The sequence below is a fragment of the Jatrophihabitans sp. YIM 134969 genome (assembly GCF_054456675.1).
The window spans coordinates 67,605-85,696 of sequence record NZ_JBTJEQ010000002.1; the positions used below are offsets into that span (position 1 = coordinate 67,605).

Annotated in this window: 19 protein-coding genes; 16 read left to right on the top strand and 3 right to left on the bottom strand. The window is 71.4% G+C overall.

Features of this window, described 5'->3' with window-relative positions; translation table 11 throughout:
- Positions 1–75 precede the first annotated feature (75 nt).
- The 12 genes from ACXR2U_RS01615 to ACXR2U_RS01670 all read left to right on the top strand — a co-directional run bounded on the left by ACXR2U_RS01615 (position 76) and on the right by ACXR2U_RS01670 (position 11,723).
- Complete coding sequence (locus ACXR2U_RS01615; protein ID WP_458823167.1) at positions 76–1,233, top strand: NAD(P)/FAD-dependent oxidoreductase; 1,158 nt, start codon at positions 76–78, stop codon at positions 1,231–1,233.
- Positions 1,233–1,973 (top strand): enoyl-CoA hydratase-related protein, encoded by a 741-nt coding sequence (locus ACXR2U_RS01620; RefSeq protein ID WP_458823168.1) that lies wholly within the window; start codon positions 1,233–1,235, stop codon positions 1,971–1,973. Before ACXR2U_RS01615 ends, ACXR2U_RS01620 begins: the two co-directional genes overlap by 1 nt.
- Positions 1,973–3,121, top strand: coding sequence for an acyl-CoA dehydrogenase family protein (locus ACXR2U_RS01625; RefSeq protein ID WP_458823169.1), 1,149 nt, complete (start codon positions 1,973–1,975; stop codon positions 3,119–3,121). Before ACXR2U_RS01620 ends, ACXR2U_RS01625 begins: the two co-directional genes overlap by 1 nt.
- Positions 3,118–4,539 carry a class I adenylate-forming enzyme family protein gene (locus ACXR2U_RS01630; RefSeq protein ID WP_458823170.1) on the top strand — a complete coding sequence of 474 codons (1,422 nt, stop codon included), beginning with the start codon at positions 3,118–3,120 and terminating at the stop codon, positions 4,537–4,539. Before ACXR2U_RS01625 ends, ACXR2U_RS01630 begins: the two co-directional genes overlap by 4 nt.
- A gap of 11 nt (positions 4,540–4,550) precedes the next feature.
- Positions 4,551–5,402, top strand: a complete 852-nt coding sequence (locus ACXR2U_RS01635) for a DUF6282 family protein (protein WP_458823171.1) — start codon at positions 4,551–4,553, stop codon at positions 5,400–5,402.
- Positions 5,399–6,457 carry an isocitrate/isopropylmalate family dehydrogenase gene (locus ACXR2U_RS01640; protein ID WP_458823172.1) on the top strand — a complete coding sequence of 353 codons (1,059 nt, stop codon included), beginning with the start codon at positions 5,399–5,401 and terminating at the stop codon, positions 6,455–6,457. Before ACXR2U_RS01635 ends, ACXR2U_RS01640 begins: the two co-directional genes overlap by 4 nt.
- Positions 6,454–7,626, top strand: a complete 1,173-nt coding sequence (locus ACXR2U_RS01645; protein ID WP_458823173.1) for a pyridoxal phosphate-dependent aminotransferase — start codon at positions 6,454–6,456, stop codon at positions 7,624–7,626. Before ACXR2U_RS01640 ends, ACXR2U_RS01645 begins: the two co-directional genes overlap by 4 nt.
- Complete coding sequence (locus ACXR2U_RS01650) at positions 7,623–8,072, top strand: VOC family protein (RefSeq protein ID WP_458823174.1); 450 nt, start codon at positions 7,623–7,625, stop codon at positions 8,070–8,072. The genes ACXR2U_RS01645 and ACXR2U_RS01650 overlap by 4 nt, the downstream gene beginning before the upstream one ends.
- Positions 8,073–8,074: 2 nt before the next feature.
- Positions 8,075–8,812 (top strand): NAD(P)H-dependent oxidoreductase, encoded by a 738-nt coding sequence (locus tag ACXR2U_RS01655; protein WP_458823175.1) that lies wholly within the window; start codon positions 8,075–8,077, stop codon positions 8,810–8,812.
- Between the two features lie 104 nt (positions 8,813–8,916).
- The gene (locus tag ACXR2U_RS01660) at positions 8,917–9,912 is read left to right on the top strand and encodes an alcohol dehydrogenase catalytic domain-containing protein (protein ID WP_458823177.1); all 996 of its coding nucleotides are present in this window, start codon (positions 8,917–8,919) and stop codon (positions 9,910–9,912) included.
- The gene (locus ACXR2U_RS01665) at positions 9,909–10,349 is read left to right on the top strand and encodes a MarR family winged helix-turn-helix transcriptional regulator (RefSeq protein ID WP_458823178.1); all 441 of its coding nucleotides are present in this window, start codon (positions 9,909–9,911) and stop codon (positions 10,347–10,349) included. Before ACXR2U_RS01660 ends, ACXR2U_RS01665 begins: the two co-directional genes overlap by 4 nt.
- Before the next feature lie 153 nt (positions 10,350–10,502).
- Positions 10,503–11,723 (top strand): ATP-binding protein, encoded by a 1,221-nt coding sequence (locus ACXR2U_RS01670; RefSeq protein WP_458823179.1) that lies wholly within the window; start codon positions 10,503–10,505, stop codon positions 11,721–11,723.
- A 34-nt stretch (positions 11,724–11,757) separates the two neighbouring features.
- On the opposite strand, the gene ACXR2U_RS01675 is transcribed toward ACXR2U_RS01670, so the two are convergent.
- Positions 11,758–12,138 carry an ArsR/SmtB family transcription factor gene (locus ACXR2U_RS01675; protein ID WP_458823180.1) on the bottom strand — a complete coding sequence of 127 codons (381 nt, stop codon included), beginning with the start codon at positions 12,136–12,138 and terminating at the stop codon, positions 11,758–11,760.
- Positions 12,139–12,221: 83 nt separating this feature from the next.
- Between ACXR2U_RS01675 and arsM the strand changes: the two genes are divergently transcribed.
- Genes arsM through ACXR2U_RS01690 form a run of 3 tightly spaced genes read left to right on the top strand, consistent with a single transcriptional unit; the run spans position 12,222 to position 14,586 of the window.
- Positions 12,222–13,064, top strand: a complete 843-nt coding sequence (gene arsM, locus ACXR2U_RS01680) for an arsenite methyltransferase (protein WP_458823181.1) — start codon at positions 12,222–12,224, stop codon at positions 13,062–13,064.
- The gene (gene arsB, locus ACXR2U_RS01685; RefSeq protein WP_458823182.1) at positions 13,061–14,179 is read left to right on the top strand and encodes an ACR3 family arsenite efflux transporter; all 1,119 of its coding nucleotides are present in this window, start codon (positions 13,061–13,063) and stop codon (positions 14,177–14,179) included. The genes arsM and arsB overlap by 4 nt, the downstream gene beginning before the upstream one ends.
- Complete coding sequence (locus ACXR2U_RS01690) at positions 14,176–14,586, top strand: arsenate reductase ArsC (RefSeq protein ID WP_458823183.1); 411 nt, start codon at positions 14,176–14,178, stop codon at positions 14,584–14,586. The genes arsB and ACXR2U_RS01690 overlap by 4 nt, the downstream gene beginning before the upstream one ends.
- An 832-nt stretch (positions 14,587–15,418) precedes the next feature.
- Here ACXR2U_RS01690 and ACXR2U_RS01695 read toward each other — a convergent pair.
- The gene (locus ACXR2U_RS01695) at positions 15,419–16,171 is read right to left on the bottom strand and encodes an SDR family NAD(P)-dependent oxidoreductase (protein WP_458823185.1); all 753 of its coding nucleotides are present in this window, start codon (positions 16,169–16,171) and stop codon (positions 15,419–15,421) included.
- A gap of 92 nt (positions 16,172–16,263) precedes the next feature.
- Here ACXR2U_RS01695 and ACXR2U_RS01700 point away from each other — a divergent pair, with 92 nt between their 5' ends.
- Complete coding sequence (locus tag ACXR2U_RS01700) at positions 16,264–16,881, top strand: TetR/AcrR family transcriptional regulator (RefSeq protein WP_458823186.1); 618 nt, start codon at positions 16,264–16,266, stop codon at positions 16,879–16,881.
- 199 nt (positions 16,882–17,080) lie between these two features.
- Here ACXR2U_RS01700 and ACXR2U_RS01705 read toward each other — a convergent pair whose 3' ends face one another.
- Positions 17,081–17,941 (bottom strand): alpha/beta fold hydrolase, encoded by an 861-nt coding sequence (locus ACXR2U_RS01705; RefSeq protein WP_458823187.1) that lies wholly within the window; start codon positions 17,939–17,941, stop codon positions 17,081–17,083.
- Positions 17,942–18,092: the final 151 nt, after the last annotated feature.

Consider the following 18,092-nt stretch of genomic DNA (forward strand, 5'->3'; position numbering starts at 1 on the left):
AAGCGTCAGCGGCCCTGCGACTCCTAGCGTTCTGGCACCGGCGACCGCCGGCCCCACCGACGCGAGGAGATCGACGTGGAGCACCTGGACGCCGACGTCGTGGTCGTCGGTGCGGGCGCCATCGGCGCGAGCGCCGCGTTCCACCTGGCCGACGCCGGGCTGCGGGTCGTGGTCGTCGACGCCCTGGAGGGTCCCGCTGCCGGCAGCACCGGCCGGTCGTTCGCCTCGATCCGCGGCCAGTGGGTCGACGACCTCAACATCGAGTTGTCGTGGCGGAGCATCCGCGCGTTCCGGGACTTCCCCGAGGTGCACGGCGTCGACGTCGGGTACCGGCCGTCCGGCTACCTGATGCTCGTTCCGGAGGCCGGCTGGGCTGCGCAGTTGGAGGCGGTCGAGCGGCAACGCGGCCACGGCGTTCCGGTCGACGTCCTCGACTTCGACCAGGCGACGGCCATCACCCCGTTCGTCGTCGACGGCCTCGGTGGCGCGACCTGGGGCCCGGCTGACGGCGTCGTCGACCCGCACCTGGTCAGCAGTGTGTACCTGGACCTCGCCCGAGCGCGGGGCGCGACCGTCCGGTTCCGTCAGCGGGTCAGCGCCGTCGAACCGGTCGAGGCGGACGGGAGCTGGCGGGTCCAGGCGGGCGACACCGACATCCGTGCGGCGCACGTGGTGAACGCCGGCGGCGGCTGGGCGGGTGAACTCGCCGCGTTGGCCGGCCTCGCGGTGCCGGTCGTGCACTCACGCCGCAACGTGTACTCGTCCGCACCGGGCGCTCTTGGTTCCCCGCTGCCGATGACCATCGACTTCACCTCCGGCTTCTACCTGCGCAGCGAGGGCGACCGGTTGTTGATGGGCGGTGCTCGCCCGGACGAGGTCGACGGCTACCGCACCGACGTCGACTGGGCCTGGTGGGACGACCTCATGGCGCTGGGCGCCGAACGGTTCCCGTGGCTCGCGGACCTGCCGCTGGACCGCGCCGGATGCTGGGCGGGCACCTACGAGAACAGCCCCGACCACCACGGCATCCTCGGCGCCGACCCCGCCGCGCCCACCTGGGTGAACGCATGCGGCTTCTCGGGGCACGGGCTCATGCAGGCTCCGGAGATCGGTCGGCTCACCGCCGAACAGGTCACCACCGGATCCATCACCAGCATCGACGTGTCCGCGCTGCGGCTCGACCGGTTCGCCGGCGCTGACGGCGACGCCCACGCCGTGGCCCTGGTGTTCTGATGTCCGGCACCACCGTTCGACTCGACGTCGCCGACGGCGCCGCCTGGATCACCCTGGACGGACCGGCCACGCGCAACGCCCTCGACGACACCGCCGCCGGGGCGCTGGTCGACGCGCTCGACCGGGTCGACGCCGACCCGGGCGTCGGCGTCGCGGTCGTGACCGGAGCCGGCGGCGCGTTCTGTTCCGGCGCGGACACACGGGTGCTCGAGGGGTTGCGCGCCCGGCGCCCCGACGAGGTCTACCACGGCCTGGACCGTCTGTACGCGGCGTTCCGTCGCGTCGGCACCCTGCGGGTGCCCACCGTCGCGGCCGTCGAGGGGGCAGCTGTCGGCGCCGGGGTCAACCTCGCGCTGGCCACCGATCTGCGCATCGTCACCGACACCGCCCGATTCGTCTCCGGGTTCGCGCGCGTCGGTCTGCACCCCGGCGGCGGTCACCTGCACCTGCTCGCCCGCGCGGCCGGTGCGGGAACCGCCGCGGCGGTCGGCGTCTTCGCCCAGCCCCTCGACGCCCGGCAGGCCCTCGCCGCCGGCCTCGCCCACGACGTCGTCGCCGGCGCCGACCTGCACGGGGCGGTCTCGGCGGCCGTGCAGCACCTGGCCGCGGACCCGCCGCTCGCCCGCGCGATCACCCACACCCTGCGGTGCACCGTGCTCGACACGGCCGACTGGGACCGCGCCGTGGAGATCGAACGCGCCCGACAGATGTGGTCGCTGACCCACACGGAGGAACGCTGATGTACCCGCTGCTGCAGGCCGATCCGGTCAAGACCGCCTGGATCGAGGCGACCACCACCGAGCTCGCGGCGTTCGGTGAGGAACACCGTTCCGAGCTGGACAAGGCCAACCGGGCCAACCAGTTCCCCGCCGAGCTGTACCGCGAACTGGGCCGCCGCGGTCACCTCGGCCCGCTCGTCCCGTTGGAGTACGGAGGGCTCGGCGGCGGTGTCGCCGAGTACGCCGTCATCGCCGAGGAGGTCGGCCGGCACGGGCTGGTGTCAGGGCAGATCGCGGCGCAAGGCCAACGCTGGCTGCTGGACTGGGGCACAGAGCAACAGAAGGCGCGGTACCTGCGGGGTATCGCCACCGGCGAGATCGTGTTCTCCGAGTGCATCAGCGAGAAGAACGCCGGCTCGTCGTTCAAGGAGATGAAGTCCACCGCGGTACGCGACGGTGACGACTGGATCCTCACCGGCTCGAAGACCCACATCAACCTCGGCGCCGACTGCGACGTCACGTTGTTCTACGCCGTCGCCGAAGAGGGGCTGACCTGCTTCCTGGTCGACATGGACTCACCCGGCATCCGCACGCACGTCACCCGCGCGGTGGGCCTGCGCCTGATCCGCACGGCCGACGTCGAGTTCGACGCGGTGCGGGTGCCCGACGCCGCCCGCCTCGGACCGGCGGGCGCCGGACTGCAGACGTTCCTGTCCACGTTCAACATCAGCCGGCTGGGCAACGCGTCCGAACTGATCGGGCTCGGCCGTCGCTCGCTCGAACTGGGGTTGCAGTACGCGACCGGTCGCCGGGTCGGCGACGGTGTCGTCACCGACTTCCAGGGCATCCAGTGGACGTTCGCGGACGCGTGGACGGCCCTGCAGGCGGCGTCGCTGGCCCGGGACGAGGCGGCGCTGGCCCACGCCCGCGGCGAGGATCTGGCGCTGCGCACCTCCACCGCGAAGTACCTGTCGATCACCGCCGCCGAGCTGGCCTCGGACACCGCGTTCAGCCTCGTCGGCGGTCACGGCCTGTACGTCGACACCCCGTTCACCGAGATCCTCGGCGACATCAAGGTCCTCAAGGTCGCAGGCGGCAGCGCAGAGATCATGCGCAACTTCATCGCCCGCCGGATCCTGAAGGACGCGGGCCACGAGGGCGTGGCATGAGCGACACGTACAACCTCGCCCGCCGGATCGTCGAGGTCGCCGAGCACCGCCCCGATCTGAGGTTCGGCTGCGTCGGCGACGTCATCACCCTCCGCGACGCGGTCGGGTACGCCGCCGCGCGGGCGTGGTCGCTGCTCGACAGCGGCATCCGCCCCGGCGAGTCGGTGGCGTTGCTCGCGCCGACCTCGACCGACTACCTGGTCTCGTGGTTGGCCTGTGTCCTCGCCGGGACCCCGGCCGCCCTGGTCAACCCGACCTACCCCGGCCCGCTCATCGATCAGATGCTCACCCCGCTCGCGCCCGCGGCGCTGTGGACCGACGCCCAGATCGCCCGCGCCCGGACCTCGAGTCAGACGTCGGTCGACACCCTGCCGGGCCTGGCCGCGGACCGCTACGACGTCGTGTCGTACATGCACACCTCGGGCACCACGGGTGTCCCCAAGTTCTGCGCGCAGACCCACGAGTACTTCCGCCGGCTGAGCGACGCGATGGGCGGAGCGCTCGAGCTGACCGCGGACGACACCGTGCTCGCACCGCTGCCGATGTTCCACATCAACCCGATGGGCTACGGCACGGTCACGGCGCTCCTGCACGGTGCGAACGCCCTCACCGTGCCGAGGTTCTCCGCGAGTGGGTTCTGGCCGGCCGTCCTCGACGAGCAGGTGTCGGTGCTCGTGCTGCACGCGCCACCGGTCGAGATCCTCAAACGCGCCACCACCACGTCCGATGCCGCGGGACACCAGGTCCGCACCATGTTCTACGCGGACCGCGAGTTCATGCACCGTTTCGGCGTCGACCGGGCCGTGTCCGGGTACGGCTCGACCGAGGCCGGCGGCGTCACCCACCTGCACCGGTGGAGCCGCGACGACGAGATCCCCGACGACGCCAGCCGCCACGGCGGGGGAGCCCGCAGCGACGTCGCCTGGCGGCTCGACGCGCACGGCCTCATCGAGGTGCGTGAGACCGACCGCGCCGCGCTGTTCGACGGGTACGTCACCGACCACGGACTCGACCCGGCCCGTGACGACGACGGCTGGTTCGCCACCGGTGACCTCGGCCGGGTCGACGACGGCGACCATCTCGTCTTCCTCGAGCGTGCGGCGGAGTCGATCCGCGTCAAGGGCGAGTTCGTGCCCATCCCGTTCGTCGAGAACCACCTCGCCGGCGCCCCCGGCCTGACCGACCACGCCCTCTGGAAGCGACGCGGGGCGCTCGTCGACGACGAGGTGGTCCTGTACGCGGTCGCGGACCGTCTCCCGCTCGAGGAACTGCGCACCCGCATCGCGGGCCTCCCCGCCTTCATGCGTCCGGTCGCGGTGGCCCACGTGGCGGCACTTCCCCGTGACGCCGCCGCCGGCAAGGTGCAGCGCCGTCTCCTGGGCGAACAACCGGTACTCGCGTGGGTGGAGCTGGGGTGACCACAACCGGGATGACCGCAACTGGCACGACCGGCCGTCCGGACTGGGCCGACGGGATGACCGACCTGCACGTGCACGCCTCCCCGAGCCTGCTGCCGCGCCACGGCGACGACGCGCACACCGTCGCCGCCGAACGCGCCGTCGGGTTCCACACCGTCGTGCTCAAGGCCCACGAGGGCAGCACCGTCGAGCGGGCCGCGCTCGCCGGCGACGACGTGTACGGCGGCATCGTGCTCAACAGCCCGGTCGGCGGCGCCAACCCCGACGCCGTCGAGGTCGCCGCCCGGCTCGGTGGCCGGGTGGTCTGGCTGCCCACGGTGTCGGCGCCGAACCACGCCGCCGGGGCGACCTCGCCGGAGCTGTCGGTGCACCGCGGTTTCACCCTGCGCACCGTCGACGTCGTCCTCCCCGACGACACCCTGGCCCCGGGGTGGCACGACGTGCTCGACGTCGTCGCCGCCCACGACCTGCTGCTGGCCAGCGGACACCTGTCAGCGCGGGAGACGGTGCTGCTGTTCACGGAGGCCCGGAAGCGCGGAGTCCGGCGACTGCTGGTCAACCACCCGATGATGGCGTTCCTGCACTGGGACGACACCGCTGCCCGCGCGTTGCAGCACCTCGACGCCCACCTCGAGCTCGGCATCCTGCCCGACCTGCTCGGCGACGCCGACCACAGCAGCCTGTTGCTCGCCGACAGCTACCCCACGTCACTGCTCGCGTTCGGCGGCGACCTCGGCCACGCCCACCATCCCGGCCCGCACGATGCCGTCGGCCCGTGGCTGCGGGAGCTCGAAGCCTGCGTCGGGCCCGACCGGGCCCGCGCGATCACCACCACCCAGACCCGGAGCCTGCTGCTGCCATGACCACCATCGCGCTCCTGCCCGGCGACGGCATCGGACCCGAGATCCTCGACGGCCCCGTCGCCCACCTGCGCCGACTCGCGGCCGACGGCGCTCCGATCACGCTCACCGGCCCGTGGCCGTACGGCACCACCGGGTGGCAGCAGACCGGTTCGACGTTGCCCGAGCAGACGATTGCGGCGTGCCGCACCGCCGACGTCGTGCTGTCCGGCGCGGTCGGATCGCACCCGGGCGTGAGCTCGACCGACTGCCCGAACCCCGAGGCCGCGCTGATCGCGCTGCGTCACCTGTTCGACCTGCGCATCAGCGTCCGCACCGTGCGCGTGCCCGGCGGCGACGACGTCACCGTGGTCCGCAACATCACCGGCGGCGCCTACGCCGGACCCGACCACCGCACCGAGAGCGACGGCGTCACCGCAGCCGAGGACCGGATCGTGCTGCGACCGGATCAGGTCCAGGAGGTGTTCGACATCGCCGTCGACCACGCCCGCCGCCATCCCGGACGCCGCGTCGTCAGCGTCGACAAGGCCAGTGTCTACGCCACGTCCCGACTGTGGCGACGCACCGCGCGGGCCACCGCGGCGGCCACCGGCCTCGCGATCGCCGACGTCAACGTCGACCGCGCCGCCTACGAACTGGTCCGCGACAGCGACCTGCCCGCGGTGATCGTCACCGAGGGGCTCTTCGGCGACATCCTGTCCGACGTCGTCTGTGCCCGCGCCGGGTCACCCGCGCTGTGCGGCAGCGCCACCGTCAACCCCGACAAGCCGGCCGGACGTGGCGTCACCGCCCTGTTCGAGCCGGCGCACGGCTCGTCGCCGCACCGCACCGGCAGCCGGCGGTCCAACCCGACCGGAGCGTGGCTCGCGCTGGTCGACCTGTTCGCATGGTGCCCCGACCTCGCCGCGCTCGGCCTCGACACCACCCTGCGCCGGGCGCTGGACCAGGTTCTCGACGCCGGTGCCCCGACGTACGACCTGCCCGGCGACGGGGACGTCCTCGACCTGGACCAGTTCAACGAGCGGGTCATCCGCGCGCTGGCCGAGGTCCCGGCATGACACGAACCGTTCCGCACGTCTTCAGGACCTCGGCGGCGGTCCGACGGGTCGCGGCCGCTTCCCTGCGGACCGCGCAACCGGCCGGCACGCCCGAGTTGGTCTCGCTGGCGATGGGCGAGCCGGGGTTCGACACGCCGGACCACATCCGCGCCGCCGCCACCGCAGCGCTCGCCGCCGGCCTCACCCACTACGCCCACCCGGCGGGGGATCCTCAGCTGCGCGACGCCATCGCTGCACAGTGCAACCGCGAACACCGCACCCGCTGGACGACGGAGAACGTCCTGGTGACACACGGCGGTACCGGCGGGCTGACCGCCGCCGTGTTCGCGCTGGTCGATCCCGGCGACCGGATCGTCATCGCCGACCCGACGTACTCCCTCTACGCCGACCTCATCCGTCTCGCCGGTGGGATCCCGGTGCCGGTCCCGCTCGCCGCCGACCTGCACCTCGACCCGGACGTCCTGGCCGACGCGGTGCGCGACGCGCAGGGGTTGATCCTCTGCAACCCGTCGAACCCGACGGGCGTGGTCCACGCCCGCGCCGAACTCGAGCTGATCGCCGAACTGTTGCAGGACACAACGGTGTGGCTGCTGGCCGACGAGGCCTACAGCGCTCTGGTCTACGGCGACCAACCGTTCACGTCCGTCCTGGACGTCGACGCGCTGCGCCCTCGCACCCTGCTGTGTCAGACCTTCTCGAAGGCCCACGCCATGACCGGGTGGCGGGTCGGCTACCTGGCCGGCGACCGGGAGACCGTCGCCGCCTGCGCGCGGGTGCACGCGCTGACCGCCGGTCCGGTCAACACCGTGGTGCAACGGGCGGCGCTCGTCGCGCTCGACAGTGCCTCCACGCACGGTCACGTCGCCTCCATGCGCGAGGAGTACCGGGCCCGGCGTGACCTGATGGTGGCGGGGCTGGAGCAGGTCCCCGGCCTGCACCTCACGACGCCCGACGGTGCCTTCTACGCGTTCCCGCGCTACGACGCCGACCTCACCGCCGTCGAGATGGTGGCCTACCTGCACGCACACGGGGTCGCCGTGCGCCCCGGCAGCGAGTTCGGTGCCGCCGGCGAGCGGCACCTCCGACTGTCCTTCGCCGCCGACAGGCGGGCGATCACCCACGGCGTCGAGCGGTTGCACGATGCCTTCACCCGACTGGAGCACCCGTGACCGCCACCCCGTTCCGCTCCCTGCACCACCTGTGCGTCGTCGTGCACGATCTCGACGCCACCCAGGCGTTCTACGAGTCCGTCGGGGTGGGGCCGTGGCACGACTACCCGCCGCTGACCGAGTACACCGAACTCGAGACGCCGTCACCGGAGGCGTTCGCGCAGCTGCGCTACCGGTACGCCGATCTGGCGAACTTCCAGCTCCAGCTCTGCCAACCGCCGCAGCTGGACTGCCCGCAGCGTCGCTTCCTCGACACCCACGGCGAGGGCGTCTTCCAGATCGGGTTCGAGTCCGATCTCGACGACGCCACGCGTGCCGGCACCGGCTTCGGCCTGGACGTGCTGATGCGCGGGAAGCGTGACAACGGCAGCGGGTTCGTCTACTTCGACACCCTCGCGCAGACCGGTGCGTACCTCATGGCCCGCAAGACCCCCGCGGCGTCCTGACCGTGCACGTCCTCGTCGTCCTCGCCCACCCCGAGCCGCGGTCGTTCAACGCGGCGATGGCGCGTCAGGCGGTCGACACGCTGACGGCCCACGGCCACACCGTCGAGACCAGCGACCTGTACGCGATGCGGTGGAAGGCGGTCGCCGACGCGGACGACTTCGTCCGGCGGGAGGACCCGAACCACCTGCGGGTCGACCGCGAGCAGACCCACGCCCACGAACTCGGCCTGGTGTCACCGGATGTCGTGACCGAGCAGGACAAGATCGCCCGGGCCGACTGTGTCGTCCTGCAGTACCCGATGTGGTGGTTCTCGATGCCCGCCATCCTCAAGGGCTGGGCGGACCGGGTCTTCACCCGCGGGTTCGCCTACCTGCCCGGCCGCAAGTACGACACCGGCATGATGCGCGGGAAACTCGCCTTGGTGTCGGTGACCACCGGGACGTCGGCCGACACGTACATGCCCGACGGCATCGACGGTTCGCTGCTGGACATCCTCTGGCCCGTGCACAACGGTCTGCTCCGTTACGCCGGCTTCGACGTCGCCACACCGTTCGCGGTGCACATGCCCGGCAAGCTCGACCACGAAGCTCGGCAGCAGGCGTTGGTCGCCTACGACCGGCATCTCTCGGGGCTGGCGGATCTCCCGCGGTTGTTCTTCCACCCCGCGTCCGACTACGGACCGGACGAGCGACTCGCTCCCGCGGTCAGGCCGAAGTCCGGCTTCCAACGTCGTCCTTGACGTGACGTCGGGCTGGTCGGCGCTGTGGTCCGGGGTCGGCCGCGGCCGACACCGCTCTCATGTACGTTCTGTGGAACGTACTTTGTCGGGCGTGGGGGCGGATGATGCGGGCTGCGTGGTTCGATCGGCGGGGGCCGGCCGGTGAGGTGCTCGTGGTCGGTGAGCTGCCTGATCCTCACCCCGGGCCCGGCGAGGTCCGCATCGCGGTCGAGGTGTCGGGTCTGAGCCCGGGCGACGTGAAGAAGCGCGGGGTGTGGCAGGGCAACGACGCGATGGCGTTTCCCCGGGTGATCCCGCACAGCGACGGCGCGGGCGTCATCGACGCGGTCGGCGCCGGGGTGTCGCCGGCTCGGCTCGGTACGCGCGTGTGGTGTCACGGGGCGCAGTCGTACCGCCCGTTCGGGACGGCCGCGCAGTACGTCGTCGTGCCGGACACGCTCGCGGTCGACCTGCCGTCCTCGAGCGCGCACGACGACCACTGGCTGGCCGATCAGGCCGCCTGTCTCGGCATCGCCGGGATCACCGGGTACCGGGCCGTGTTCGCGGACGGACCGGTGGACGGGTTGCAGGTGGTGGTGCACGGCGCGGTCGGCGGTGTCGGGGCGTTCGCGACCCAGATGGCCCGGCGTGGCGGTGCCGAGGTCATCGCGGTCGTCCGCGACGGTCAGGAAGACCGCGCGCACGCTCTCGGCGCGGCGCACGTGTTCACCGCCGACCGCCCGGACCTCGGCGATGCCATCCGTGCGGTCGCCCCGGCGGGCGTGCACCGCATCGCCGACGTCGACTTCGGCGCGCACGTCGATCTCAACGCCGGCATCGTGGCCACGGGCGCCACGATCAGCGCCTACGCGACGTCGGTGGAACGGCCGCAGATCCCGTACTGGACGTTGGGTTTCGCCGACACGTGCGTGCGGTTCCTCGGGAGCGACGACTTCAGTCCGGCGGTGAAGGCCGCGGCCGCGGCGGAGCTGACGGCGGCGTTGGTCGCCGGTGACCTGCGCTCGACCATCGCGGCTCGCGTGCCGCTGGACCGGATCGCCGAGGCGCACGAGATGGTCGAGGCCGGCGCCGCCGGCCGCGTCCTCGTCGACATCGGGTGAGCTCGCCGGACCTCGGCCTGCTGTTCCACGACCTGGTGCGGGTCGAGACCACGGTGTGGAACGCCGTGGACGCCCGCCTCGGTGAGCAGCACCAGCTGACCCTGGCCCGGTTCGAGGTCATGCAGGTCATCGCGGCGTCCACGCCGTGTCGTGTCCTGGACATCGCCGGCCGGCTCGAGATCACGTGGGGCGGCGCCAGCAAGGTCGTCGACCGGATCGAGGCCGCGGGACACGGCGAGCGTCGCCCGAACCCCGCCGATGCCAGGTCGTCGGTCATCACCCTCACCCGACGCGGACGCAGCGTGCTGCGGGCCGCCACCGGCACCGTGGAAACCGAACTCCAGGCGCAACTCGGCGCACTGCTCGACGGGGAGGAGCTCGCCGCCCTCGCCCACGCACTCCGACGGCTGCGCCACCGGGCCGACGCAGGCCCCTGACCACGACGGAGGACCCGGTGCGGGCAACCTGGCGGTCTTCCCTGGCGTCTTTACGTGGTCTTGACCTCATTGCTCGATATTCGAGCTACCGGCGCGGGTACGAGCGTGTCGACCCCGGTGGTTGAGACCGCAGCTACCAGCGAGGAGATGCTCGTGCCCACCCCCGAACGTGTCCTCGTCCGAGGCGCTGCAGGCCGCCCGCCGTCCGCGCTCGCGGGCTCCCGCGGTGACGGTCACGCCGCGACGACGTGGTTCAAGGTCGACCCGCTCTCGGTGTCCGCCGCGCGGCATCACGTCACGGCGGTACTCACGTCCTGGGGAGTCGACGACGACTGTCGCGACGACGCCGAACTGCTGGTGTCGGAGTTGGCCGGCAACGTCGTCGCCCACACCGAAGCCGACAGCTTCGGCGTGATCGTCGACGGCAGCGAGGGCCGGATCGCGATCAGCGTGCAGGAGTCGGCCAGCAGCCCCCTGCCGGTCCCCGACACCCAGACCCTGACCAGTTTCCAGACCCAGCCGGCGCCGGCGTCGACCGCGGTGCACGGCCGAGGGCTGGCGATCATCGAGACCCTCGCGGTCGAGTGGGGGATCAGCCGCGCGCAGGCCAGCACCTCGACCTGGTTCGCGCTCGTCCCGGCGACCACCCTGCCGCTCTCGGTCGTCAGTCCCCGGGCCGCCGCCGAACTCGAACTGGTGCAAGCAGGCCTGCGCCGCACGCAGATGTTGCTGCGGATCACCGAACACCTGAGCGCAGCCACCACCGCCGAACAGGTCAGCGACGCCGTCACCACCGTGCTCGGCGAGCACCTCGGCGCGATGTTCACGGGCATCGCGCTCATCGACGTCGCGTCGCTCACCGGCCCGCACCCGACGATGCGGTACCTCGACCTCTCGGCGTTCCCCGAACCGACCCGACACCAGTGGGCCCGGTTCGACCTCGCCACCGACGCCCCGGTCGCGAACGTGGCCCGCACCGGCACTGCGGAGTTCCACACCGACCCCGCCGCCGCGGAAGCCGAGCATCCCGGCCTCGCGGACCACATGCGCACCGCCGGCACGCAAGCCCTCGCCCACCTGCCGTTGCTCGCCGACCGGGTCTGCCACGGCACCTTGGCCGTGGCGTGGGCGCACCCGCAGGAGTTCGACGCCGACACCCGTGCGCTGTTGACCATCGTCGCCGGGTACGCCGCCCAGGCCCTCAACCGCCGGGATCGGATCGCCGAAGCCGCCGCCATCGCACGGCACCGCTGGGCCGAGGCCAGCTCCGACTTCGACGACGCCCTGGCCAACGGCGAACCCCTGCCCGTCCTGCAACGCCTCGACCGCGAGGTCCGACGGGCCAGCGAGGAGTACCGCAACCGGCGACGGTGAGGCGCGAGTCCTCGAGCCTGACCGGTGAGCCTCGTCAGGCGGTGAGGCGTGCCGGGTCGAGCACCCGACTCAGCGAGCTGAGCGCGTCGTCGACCACGGCGAAGTAGGCCCACTTGCCGCGCTGCTCGCGGGTCACGAGACCGGCGTCGACCAGTTGACGCATGTGGTGACTGACGGTCGGTTGCGACAGCCCGACCGGCTCCGTGAGATCGCAGATGCAGGCCTCACGACCGTCGGCTGCGGCGATGAGGGACAGCAGCCGCACACGGGTCGGGTCACCGAGGGCCTTGAAGCTGCGGGCGAGCCGTTCGGCCTCGACGGCCTCGAGCACACCGCTGGTGATGGTGCTGCAGCACGGGGCGTCGACGTCGGCGGCCGGAACAGGCACGAGCGGGAGGCGGACGCCGGTGGGCATGTCGCCATAGTGGCACACCGATTGACAAACGTCGATCCGTCGATCAGGCTCCATGCATCGAAGCACGTCGATAGGAGAGTGTCATGACCGACCTCACCGTCGCGGACGTCCGCGAGCTGGTCCGCCAGCGCTACGCGGCAGCCGCCGATGCGGTCACCAGCACCGGCCGCAGCGCGCTGGGCGTCGTCGACGCCGACCTGCGCTGCACCCCCGCCGCCGGCGACGATGTCGCTGCGGCCGACGCGTCGTGCTGCGACAGCGGGGGATCCGAGGTCGACGCCGCGTTCGGGGCAGCCCTCTACGGCGCCGATGAGCAGGGGGAGCTGCCGGCCGAGGCGGTCGCGGCGAGTCTCGGCTGCGGCAACCCGATGGCCGTGGCGGAGTTGCGCGCGGGCGAACGGGTGCTCGACCTGGGATCCGGCGGCGGCATCGACGTGCTGCTGTCCGCGAAGCGGGTCGGACCGACCGGTTTCGCCTACGGCGTCGACATGACCGACGAGATGCTCACCCTCGCCGAGGCCAACAGGACCAAGGCCGGCGCCACCAACGTCGAGTTCCTCAAGGGCACCATCGAAGACGTCCCGCTGCCTGATGCAACGGTCGACGTGGTCATCTCCAACTGCGTGATCAACCTGTCCACGGACAAGCCCGCCGTGCTCGCCGAGATGTACCGGGTCCTGACGCCGGGTGGGCGGATCGGCATCTCCGACGTCGTCGCCGAGGACCACCTCACCCCCGCCGAGCGGGCCGAACGCGGCTCCTACGTCGGCTGCATCGCCGGCGCCCTGTTGCGGACCGAGTACCTCGAGGGCCTCGCCGCGGTCGGGTTCGTCGACGCCGAGGTCGTCTACACCCACGAGGCCGCGCCGCAGATGCACTCGGCGATCGTCCGCGCCACGAAGCCCCGGGCGTCGGGCACCACGTGAGCGACGTCGTCTCCGATCGTCCGGTCGCGGGTGACGCCGCCCCGGTCCTCGCCCGACTCTCGCGACTCGACCGGTTCCTGCCGGTCTGGATCGTCACCGCGATGGCCGCCGGAATCGGCCTCGGCCGGGCCGTCCCCGGACTCGCGAACGGACTCGACGCCGTGCGTGTCGGGTCGGTCAGCCTGCCCATCGCGATCGGCCTGCTGGTCATGATGTACCCGGTGCTGGCCAAGGTCCGCTACCGCCAGCTCGACCGCGTCACGAGCGACCGCCGCCTGCTCGTCACCTCGTTGATCCTGAACTGGGTGATCGGCCCGGCGTTGATGTTCGCCCTGGCGTGGGCGCTGCTGCCTGACCTGCCGACCTACCGCACCGGGTTGATCATCGTCGGCCTGGCCCGCTGCATCGCCATGGTGTTGATCTGGAACGACCTGTCCTGCGGCGACCGTGAAGCCGGCGCCGTGCTGGTGGCGATCAACTCGGTCTTCCAGATCGTCGCGTTCGGTCTGCTCGGCTGGTTCTACCTGCAGGTGCTGCCGGGTTGGCTCGGCCTCGAGCAGGTCACCGCCGGTTTCTCCGTCGGCACCATCGTGGTGTCGGTACTGGTGTTCCTCGGCATCCCGCTCACTGCGGGGTTGGCCACCCGCATCATCGGCGAACGTGCCAAGGGCGTCGACTGGTACGAGAACCGCTTCCTCCCTCGTCTCAGCCCGTTCGCCCTCTACGGACTCCTGTTCACGATCGTGGTGCTGTTCGCGTTGCAGGGTGCAACGATCACCAGCCGTCCGTGGGACGTCGCGCGGATCGCCCTGCCGCTGTTGGTCTACTTCGCGGTCATGTTCGGCGGCAGCTTCGCCCTCGGCCACCGCCTGCGCCTCGGTTACGCCAAGACCTCGACCCTGGCGTTCACCGCCGCGGGCAACAACTTCGAGCTCGCCATCGCCGTCGCCATCGGCGTCTTCGGTGTCACCAGCGGCCAGGCCCTCGCGGGTGTCGTCGGTCCGCTCATCGAAGTGCCCGTGCTCGTCGCCTTGGTCTACGTGGCGCTCCGGCTACGACGCGCTCTCACCTGGTCGACCGCGGTCGACCGGTCCGCCCACCTGGAGCCGTCATGAGCGTCAAGCCGGTCGTGCTGTTCGTCTGCGTCCACAACGCCGGCCGGTCGCAGATGGCCGCTGGTTGGCTCGCCCACCTCGCCGGCGACACCGTCGAGATCCGCTCCGCCGGGTCGCAGCCTGCCGACCAGATCAACCCCGTCGCCGTCGCTGCCATGGCCGAGGTCGGCATCGACATCACGAGCGAGCAGCCCAAGCTGCTCACGGTCGACGCCGTCGAGACCGCCGACGTCGTCATCACCATGGGGTGTGGCGACACCTGCCCCGTCTTCCCCGGTAAGCGCTACGAGGACTGGGACCTCACCGATCCCGCCGGTCTCCCGCTGGCAGAGGTCCGCCCGGTGCGCGACGACATCCAGCGTCGCGTCCGAGCTCTGCTCACCGAGGTCGGGCCGCCCGGCCGGTAGCCGGGAGGTGACACACGCCGGTGGCGCTCCGTCCCGCCGACGCCGAGCCCCGGACCAGGCTCACCAAGCCGCCGGGCCGCTCGACGGCTGACTGCGACACCCCGTTTTCCCGGGGTGGACCACGCCGGCTGCTGCGTCTCGGGGATCGCGCGACCCTCGCTGTGCAGGCTTCGACCGACACACGGATCACGATGAGCACGTCGGTCGGAGTTCGGGACCAGATCGGGAGGGCTCGCCGGTCGCGGTCCCCCGACGGCGACCGGCCGAGCCTCTTCCCCGTGCGCTGGAACCTCGATCCCCCGAACGACGCCAGCAAAGAGGTGATACCCGGAGTAACAGGGAGCTAACAGCGTGTGGCCGACATCGCTTCTCCGCTCGCGTGGCCTCGACCTGGCGCCGATGATCACGACGGCGGTGCCGTCGACCGGACCCCCGCGGAACGACGGCACCGTCCGAGACGGCGCGATCTCGCGGTCCGATCCCTGCACGGCCGCGGTGTCACCAGCGCCGGCCGCGCCGGTTGTCGGGGACGGACGTTGCCACCACGGGAGTCGTCGGACGGCTCGAGCACGGACGACCGCGCCTCTCGAGACCGCCACGCCGCCCCGAGCGGGCCCCGAGGTGCTGCCCGGGTGATGCGAGCGACGTTCGGGGCGCCGACAGCTCGCCCCGGTGGCTTTCGGGGGATGGGCGTCTGGCTTCGAACTCCGACGCCCGTTCGACCGGCAGCGTCTGCGATGACGCCCCAGCCGCGCCGACGCCTCGCTGTGGGCGCCGGTCGAGGGCGTCACTGTCCGCGCAGATCAACGGTTCTGATCTCGGCCGGCCCCGATCACGCGGGCATGGTGCTCAGTGCACCGCCGTCTGCGACCAGGATCGATCCGTTGACGTACGAACTGGCGGGTGAGGCGAGGAACCCCACGATCTGGGCGATCTCCTCCGGTTCGCCGACCCGTCCTCGCAGGTTGCCGCGGCCGAGCATCTCGACGTGTTCGCCGAGCATCGCCACGGTCCCGGCCGTCCGTACGGGGCCCGGGGAGACTGCGTTCACGCGAACGCCGTGGGGTGCGAACTCGGTTGCCCACGATCGGGTCAGCAGTTCGAGAGCCGCCTTGGACCCGCCGTACGCGGCGCCGATCGGGGCCGGTGAGGTCGCGGCCGTGGAGCTGATCGTGATGATCGACCCGTGTCCGCGTTCCGCCATGCGGGGAGCGATCGCTGCGACCAGCAGGAACGGTGCGCGGGTGTTGATCGCGAACTGCCGGTCGAAGCTCGCGACGTCGGTGTCCGGTGTGGCTGTGAACGCGTAGACCCCGGCGCTGTTGACCAAGATGTCGACTGTGCCCGCCGCAGCGGCGAGGCGAGCGACGTCGTCGGCGTCGGTGAGGTCGGCGGCGACGAAGCGGCCTGCACTGCCGAGCGCCGTGATCTCGTCGACCACGTCGGTACCCCGCGCGACGTCCCGGCCGTGGACGACGACGTCCGCGCCGAGACCGGCGAGTTCCAGGGCGGTGGCCCGGCCGATGCCCGCGGTTGCACCGGTGACCAGGGCGGTCTGGCCGTGCAGGGTGGTGTGTGTCGACATGCGAGGACCTTCGGGCCGGAGTGGGTTGGACAACCCAGTTGTAGCAGTCGAAACTGGGTTGGACAACCCAGTACCGCGGTACGATCGGCTGCGTGAGCGACGAAGCGGCACCGCGGCGGTTCACCGCCCGTGGGCAAGCGACCCGTGACCGCATCGTCGAGGCAGCGACCCGCCTCATCGCCGAACACGGTGTCGCCGGGACGAACACCGAACAGGTTCGGGCCGCTGCGGGCGTCAGCGGGTCACAGCTCTACCACTACTTCGACAGCAAACAGGCCCTCATCCGCGCGGTGATCACCCGGCAAGCCGACGCGGTCGGCGGTGTGCCCGATCTCGGCCCGCTCGACAGTTTCGACGCTCTGCAGGCGTGGGCCGACGCCGCCGTCGCACGCGGAGAAGAGAACGGTGGACGAGGTGACTGCACCCTGAACACCCTCGCCGGCCAACTCGCCACCGGCGACGCGGCCGCCCGCGAGGACCTCACCGCGGGGTTCCTACGCTGGAAAGGCGTGCTGCTCGAAGGTCTGACCCGGATGCGGGCACGAGGCGAACTACGCCCTGACGCCGACCTCGACGACCTCGCGTACGCGCTGCTCGCGGGCCTGCAGGGAGGTGTCAACCTCAGTCGGACCCTGGGTGACGTCACGCCGTTCCGCGTGTCGATGACCGCGGCGCTGGCCTACGTCCGCTCGTTCTCCCCATCCGCTTGAGTCACGACGATCGCAGGGCAGCAGGTTCTGCGGCGCGTGGTTCAGCATCAGACGGACCTTGTCGGGCCGGGAGGCGTTCCTCAGAGGGCACGTCCACGCCTTCGAGCAGCTCGGCGGCGTCCCGACCGTCCACGTCCGCTCACGGCAACCTCGAATCAGCCGTGTCGCGGGTGCTGGTCGGGCGCAACCGGGTCGAGGCTCACGTGCTTGCTCGCACGATGGCGGCGGCGAAGGTGTCGGGCGCCTCGACCGGGACGAAGTGGCCGACCCCATCCACGGGCTGCACGGTGACCTGCGCGAAGAACTCGTCGACACGGTCGGACCAGGCGCTCGGGAACAGGGGGTCGTGCTCAGCCCACAGGAACGTCGTGGGGACCGTGATCTTCTCGTCGGGGACCGTCTCGCTCAGGTAGCGCGCCACGACGTCTCCGGCCGCTCGGTAGTACCCGATCGACGCGACGAACGCGCCGGCGGGGCCATATGCCGTCGTCAGGTGCTCGAGCCGGGCGGCGTCCACGATGAAGTCAGGGCCGGACCAGTGGGTCCAGAAGTGTTCCAGATAGTCCCGTACAACATGCGGTTTCCCGTCGAGGAGCTTCTCGGCCAGGTCGAGACGATGGAAGGACTGATACCAGAACTCGCGCATCGGGCCTTCGCTGAGAATCCGTGACCCGACGCCTGGAGCTGGAGGCGTGATGACCATGGCGCTGAGCAGGTCGGGCCTGTCCTTCGCGAGCTGCTGACCGACCCTGCTGCCGATGTCGTAACCGCCCAGCACGACGTGGGAAAGCCCCAGCTCTTCGATCAGTCCTGTGACACTCCGGGCCTGGGCCGCCAGACCGTAGTGGTCGACGGGGTCGCGGAGGTGCTTGTCCGAGGCGCCGAAACCGCGCAGGTCCGGCACGACGACGTCGAACTCGTCCCCGAGCCTCTCGGCGACGGACGCCATGTCCGTCCGGTCCCCAGGCCAACCATGGAGCAGGACCACCGGCGGCCGACCCACCGTTCCCAGACGGTCGAAACTCAGGATGAACCCGTCGACCGGGGCGCTCGTCGCCATGGAGAACACGCTCCTTTCCACCGACGCTCGGCCGCGAACCGAGCCGCGAGCCGACGCACGCGCTCGCGCGTCGAGCGACCCAGCAACGACGATCGCCTTCGCGAACTCTAGTGGCTGGACGGACCACAACCGTCGAGATCAGGCTGTTCCC

Bases quoted from the DNA above. Each gene is read 5' to 3' on its own strand.
- ACXR2U_RS01705 (WP_458823187.1), bottom strand. From the start codon at position 17,941: ATGGCGACGAGCGCCCCGGTCGACGGGTTCATCCTGAGTTTCGACCGT.
- ACXR2U_RS01695 (WP_458823185.1), bottom strand. From the start codon at position 16,171: ATGTCGACACACACCACCCTGCACGGCCAGACCGCCCTGGTCACCGGT.
- ACXR2U_RS01660 (WP_458823177.1), top strand. From the start codon at position 8,917: ATGCGGGCTGCGTGGTTCGATCGGCGGGGGCCGGCCGGTGAGGTGCTC.
- ACXR2U_RS01690 (WP_458823183.1), top strand. From the start codon at position 14,176: ATGAGCGTCAAGCCGGTCGTGCTGTTCGTCTGCGTCCACAACGCCGGC.
- ACXR2U_RS01640 (WP_458823172.1), top strand. From the start codon at position 5,399: ATGACCACCATCGCGCTCCTGCCCGGCGACGGCATCGGACCCGAGATC.
- arsM (WP_458823181.1), top strand. From the start codon at position 12,222: ATGACCGACCTCACCGTCGCGGACGTCCGCGAGCTGGTCCGCCAGCGC.
- ACXR2U_RS01625 (WP_458823169.1), top strand. From the start codon at position 1,973: ATGTACCCGCTGCTGCAGGCCGATCCGGTCAAGACCGCCTGGATCGAG.
- ACXR2U_RS01620 (WP_458823168.1), top strand. From the start codon at position 1,233: ATGTCCGGCACCACCGTTCGACTCGACGTCGCCGACGGCGCCGCCTGG.
- ACXR2U_RS01675 (WP_458823180.1), bottom strand. From the start codon at position 12,138: ATGCCCACCGGCGTCCGCCTCCCGCTCGTGCCTGTTCCGGCCGCCGAC.
- ACXR2U_RS01645 (WP_458823173.1), top strand. From the start codon at position 6,454: ATGACACGAACCGTTCCGCACGTCTTCAGGACCTCGGCGGCGGTCCGA.
- ACXR2U_RS01630 (WP_458823170.1), top strand. From the start codon at position 3,118: ATGAGCGACACGTACAACCTCGCCCGCCGGATCGTCGAGGTCGCCGAG.
- ACXR2U_RS01635 (WP_458823171.1), top strand. From the start codon at position 4,551: ATGACCGCAACTGGCACGACCGGCCGTCCGGACTGGGCCGACGGGATG.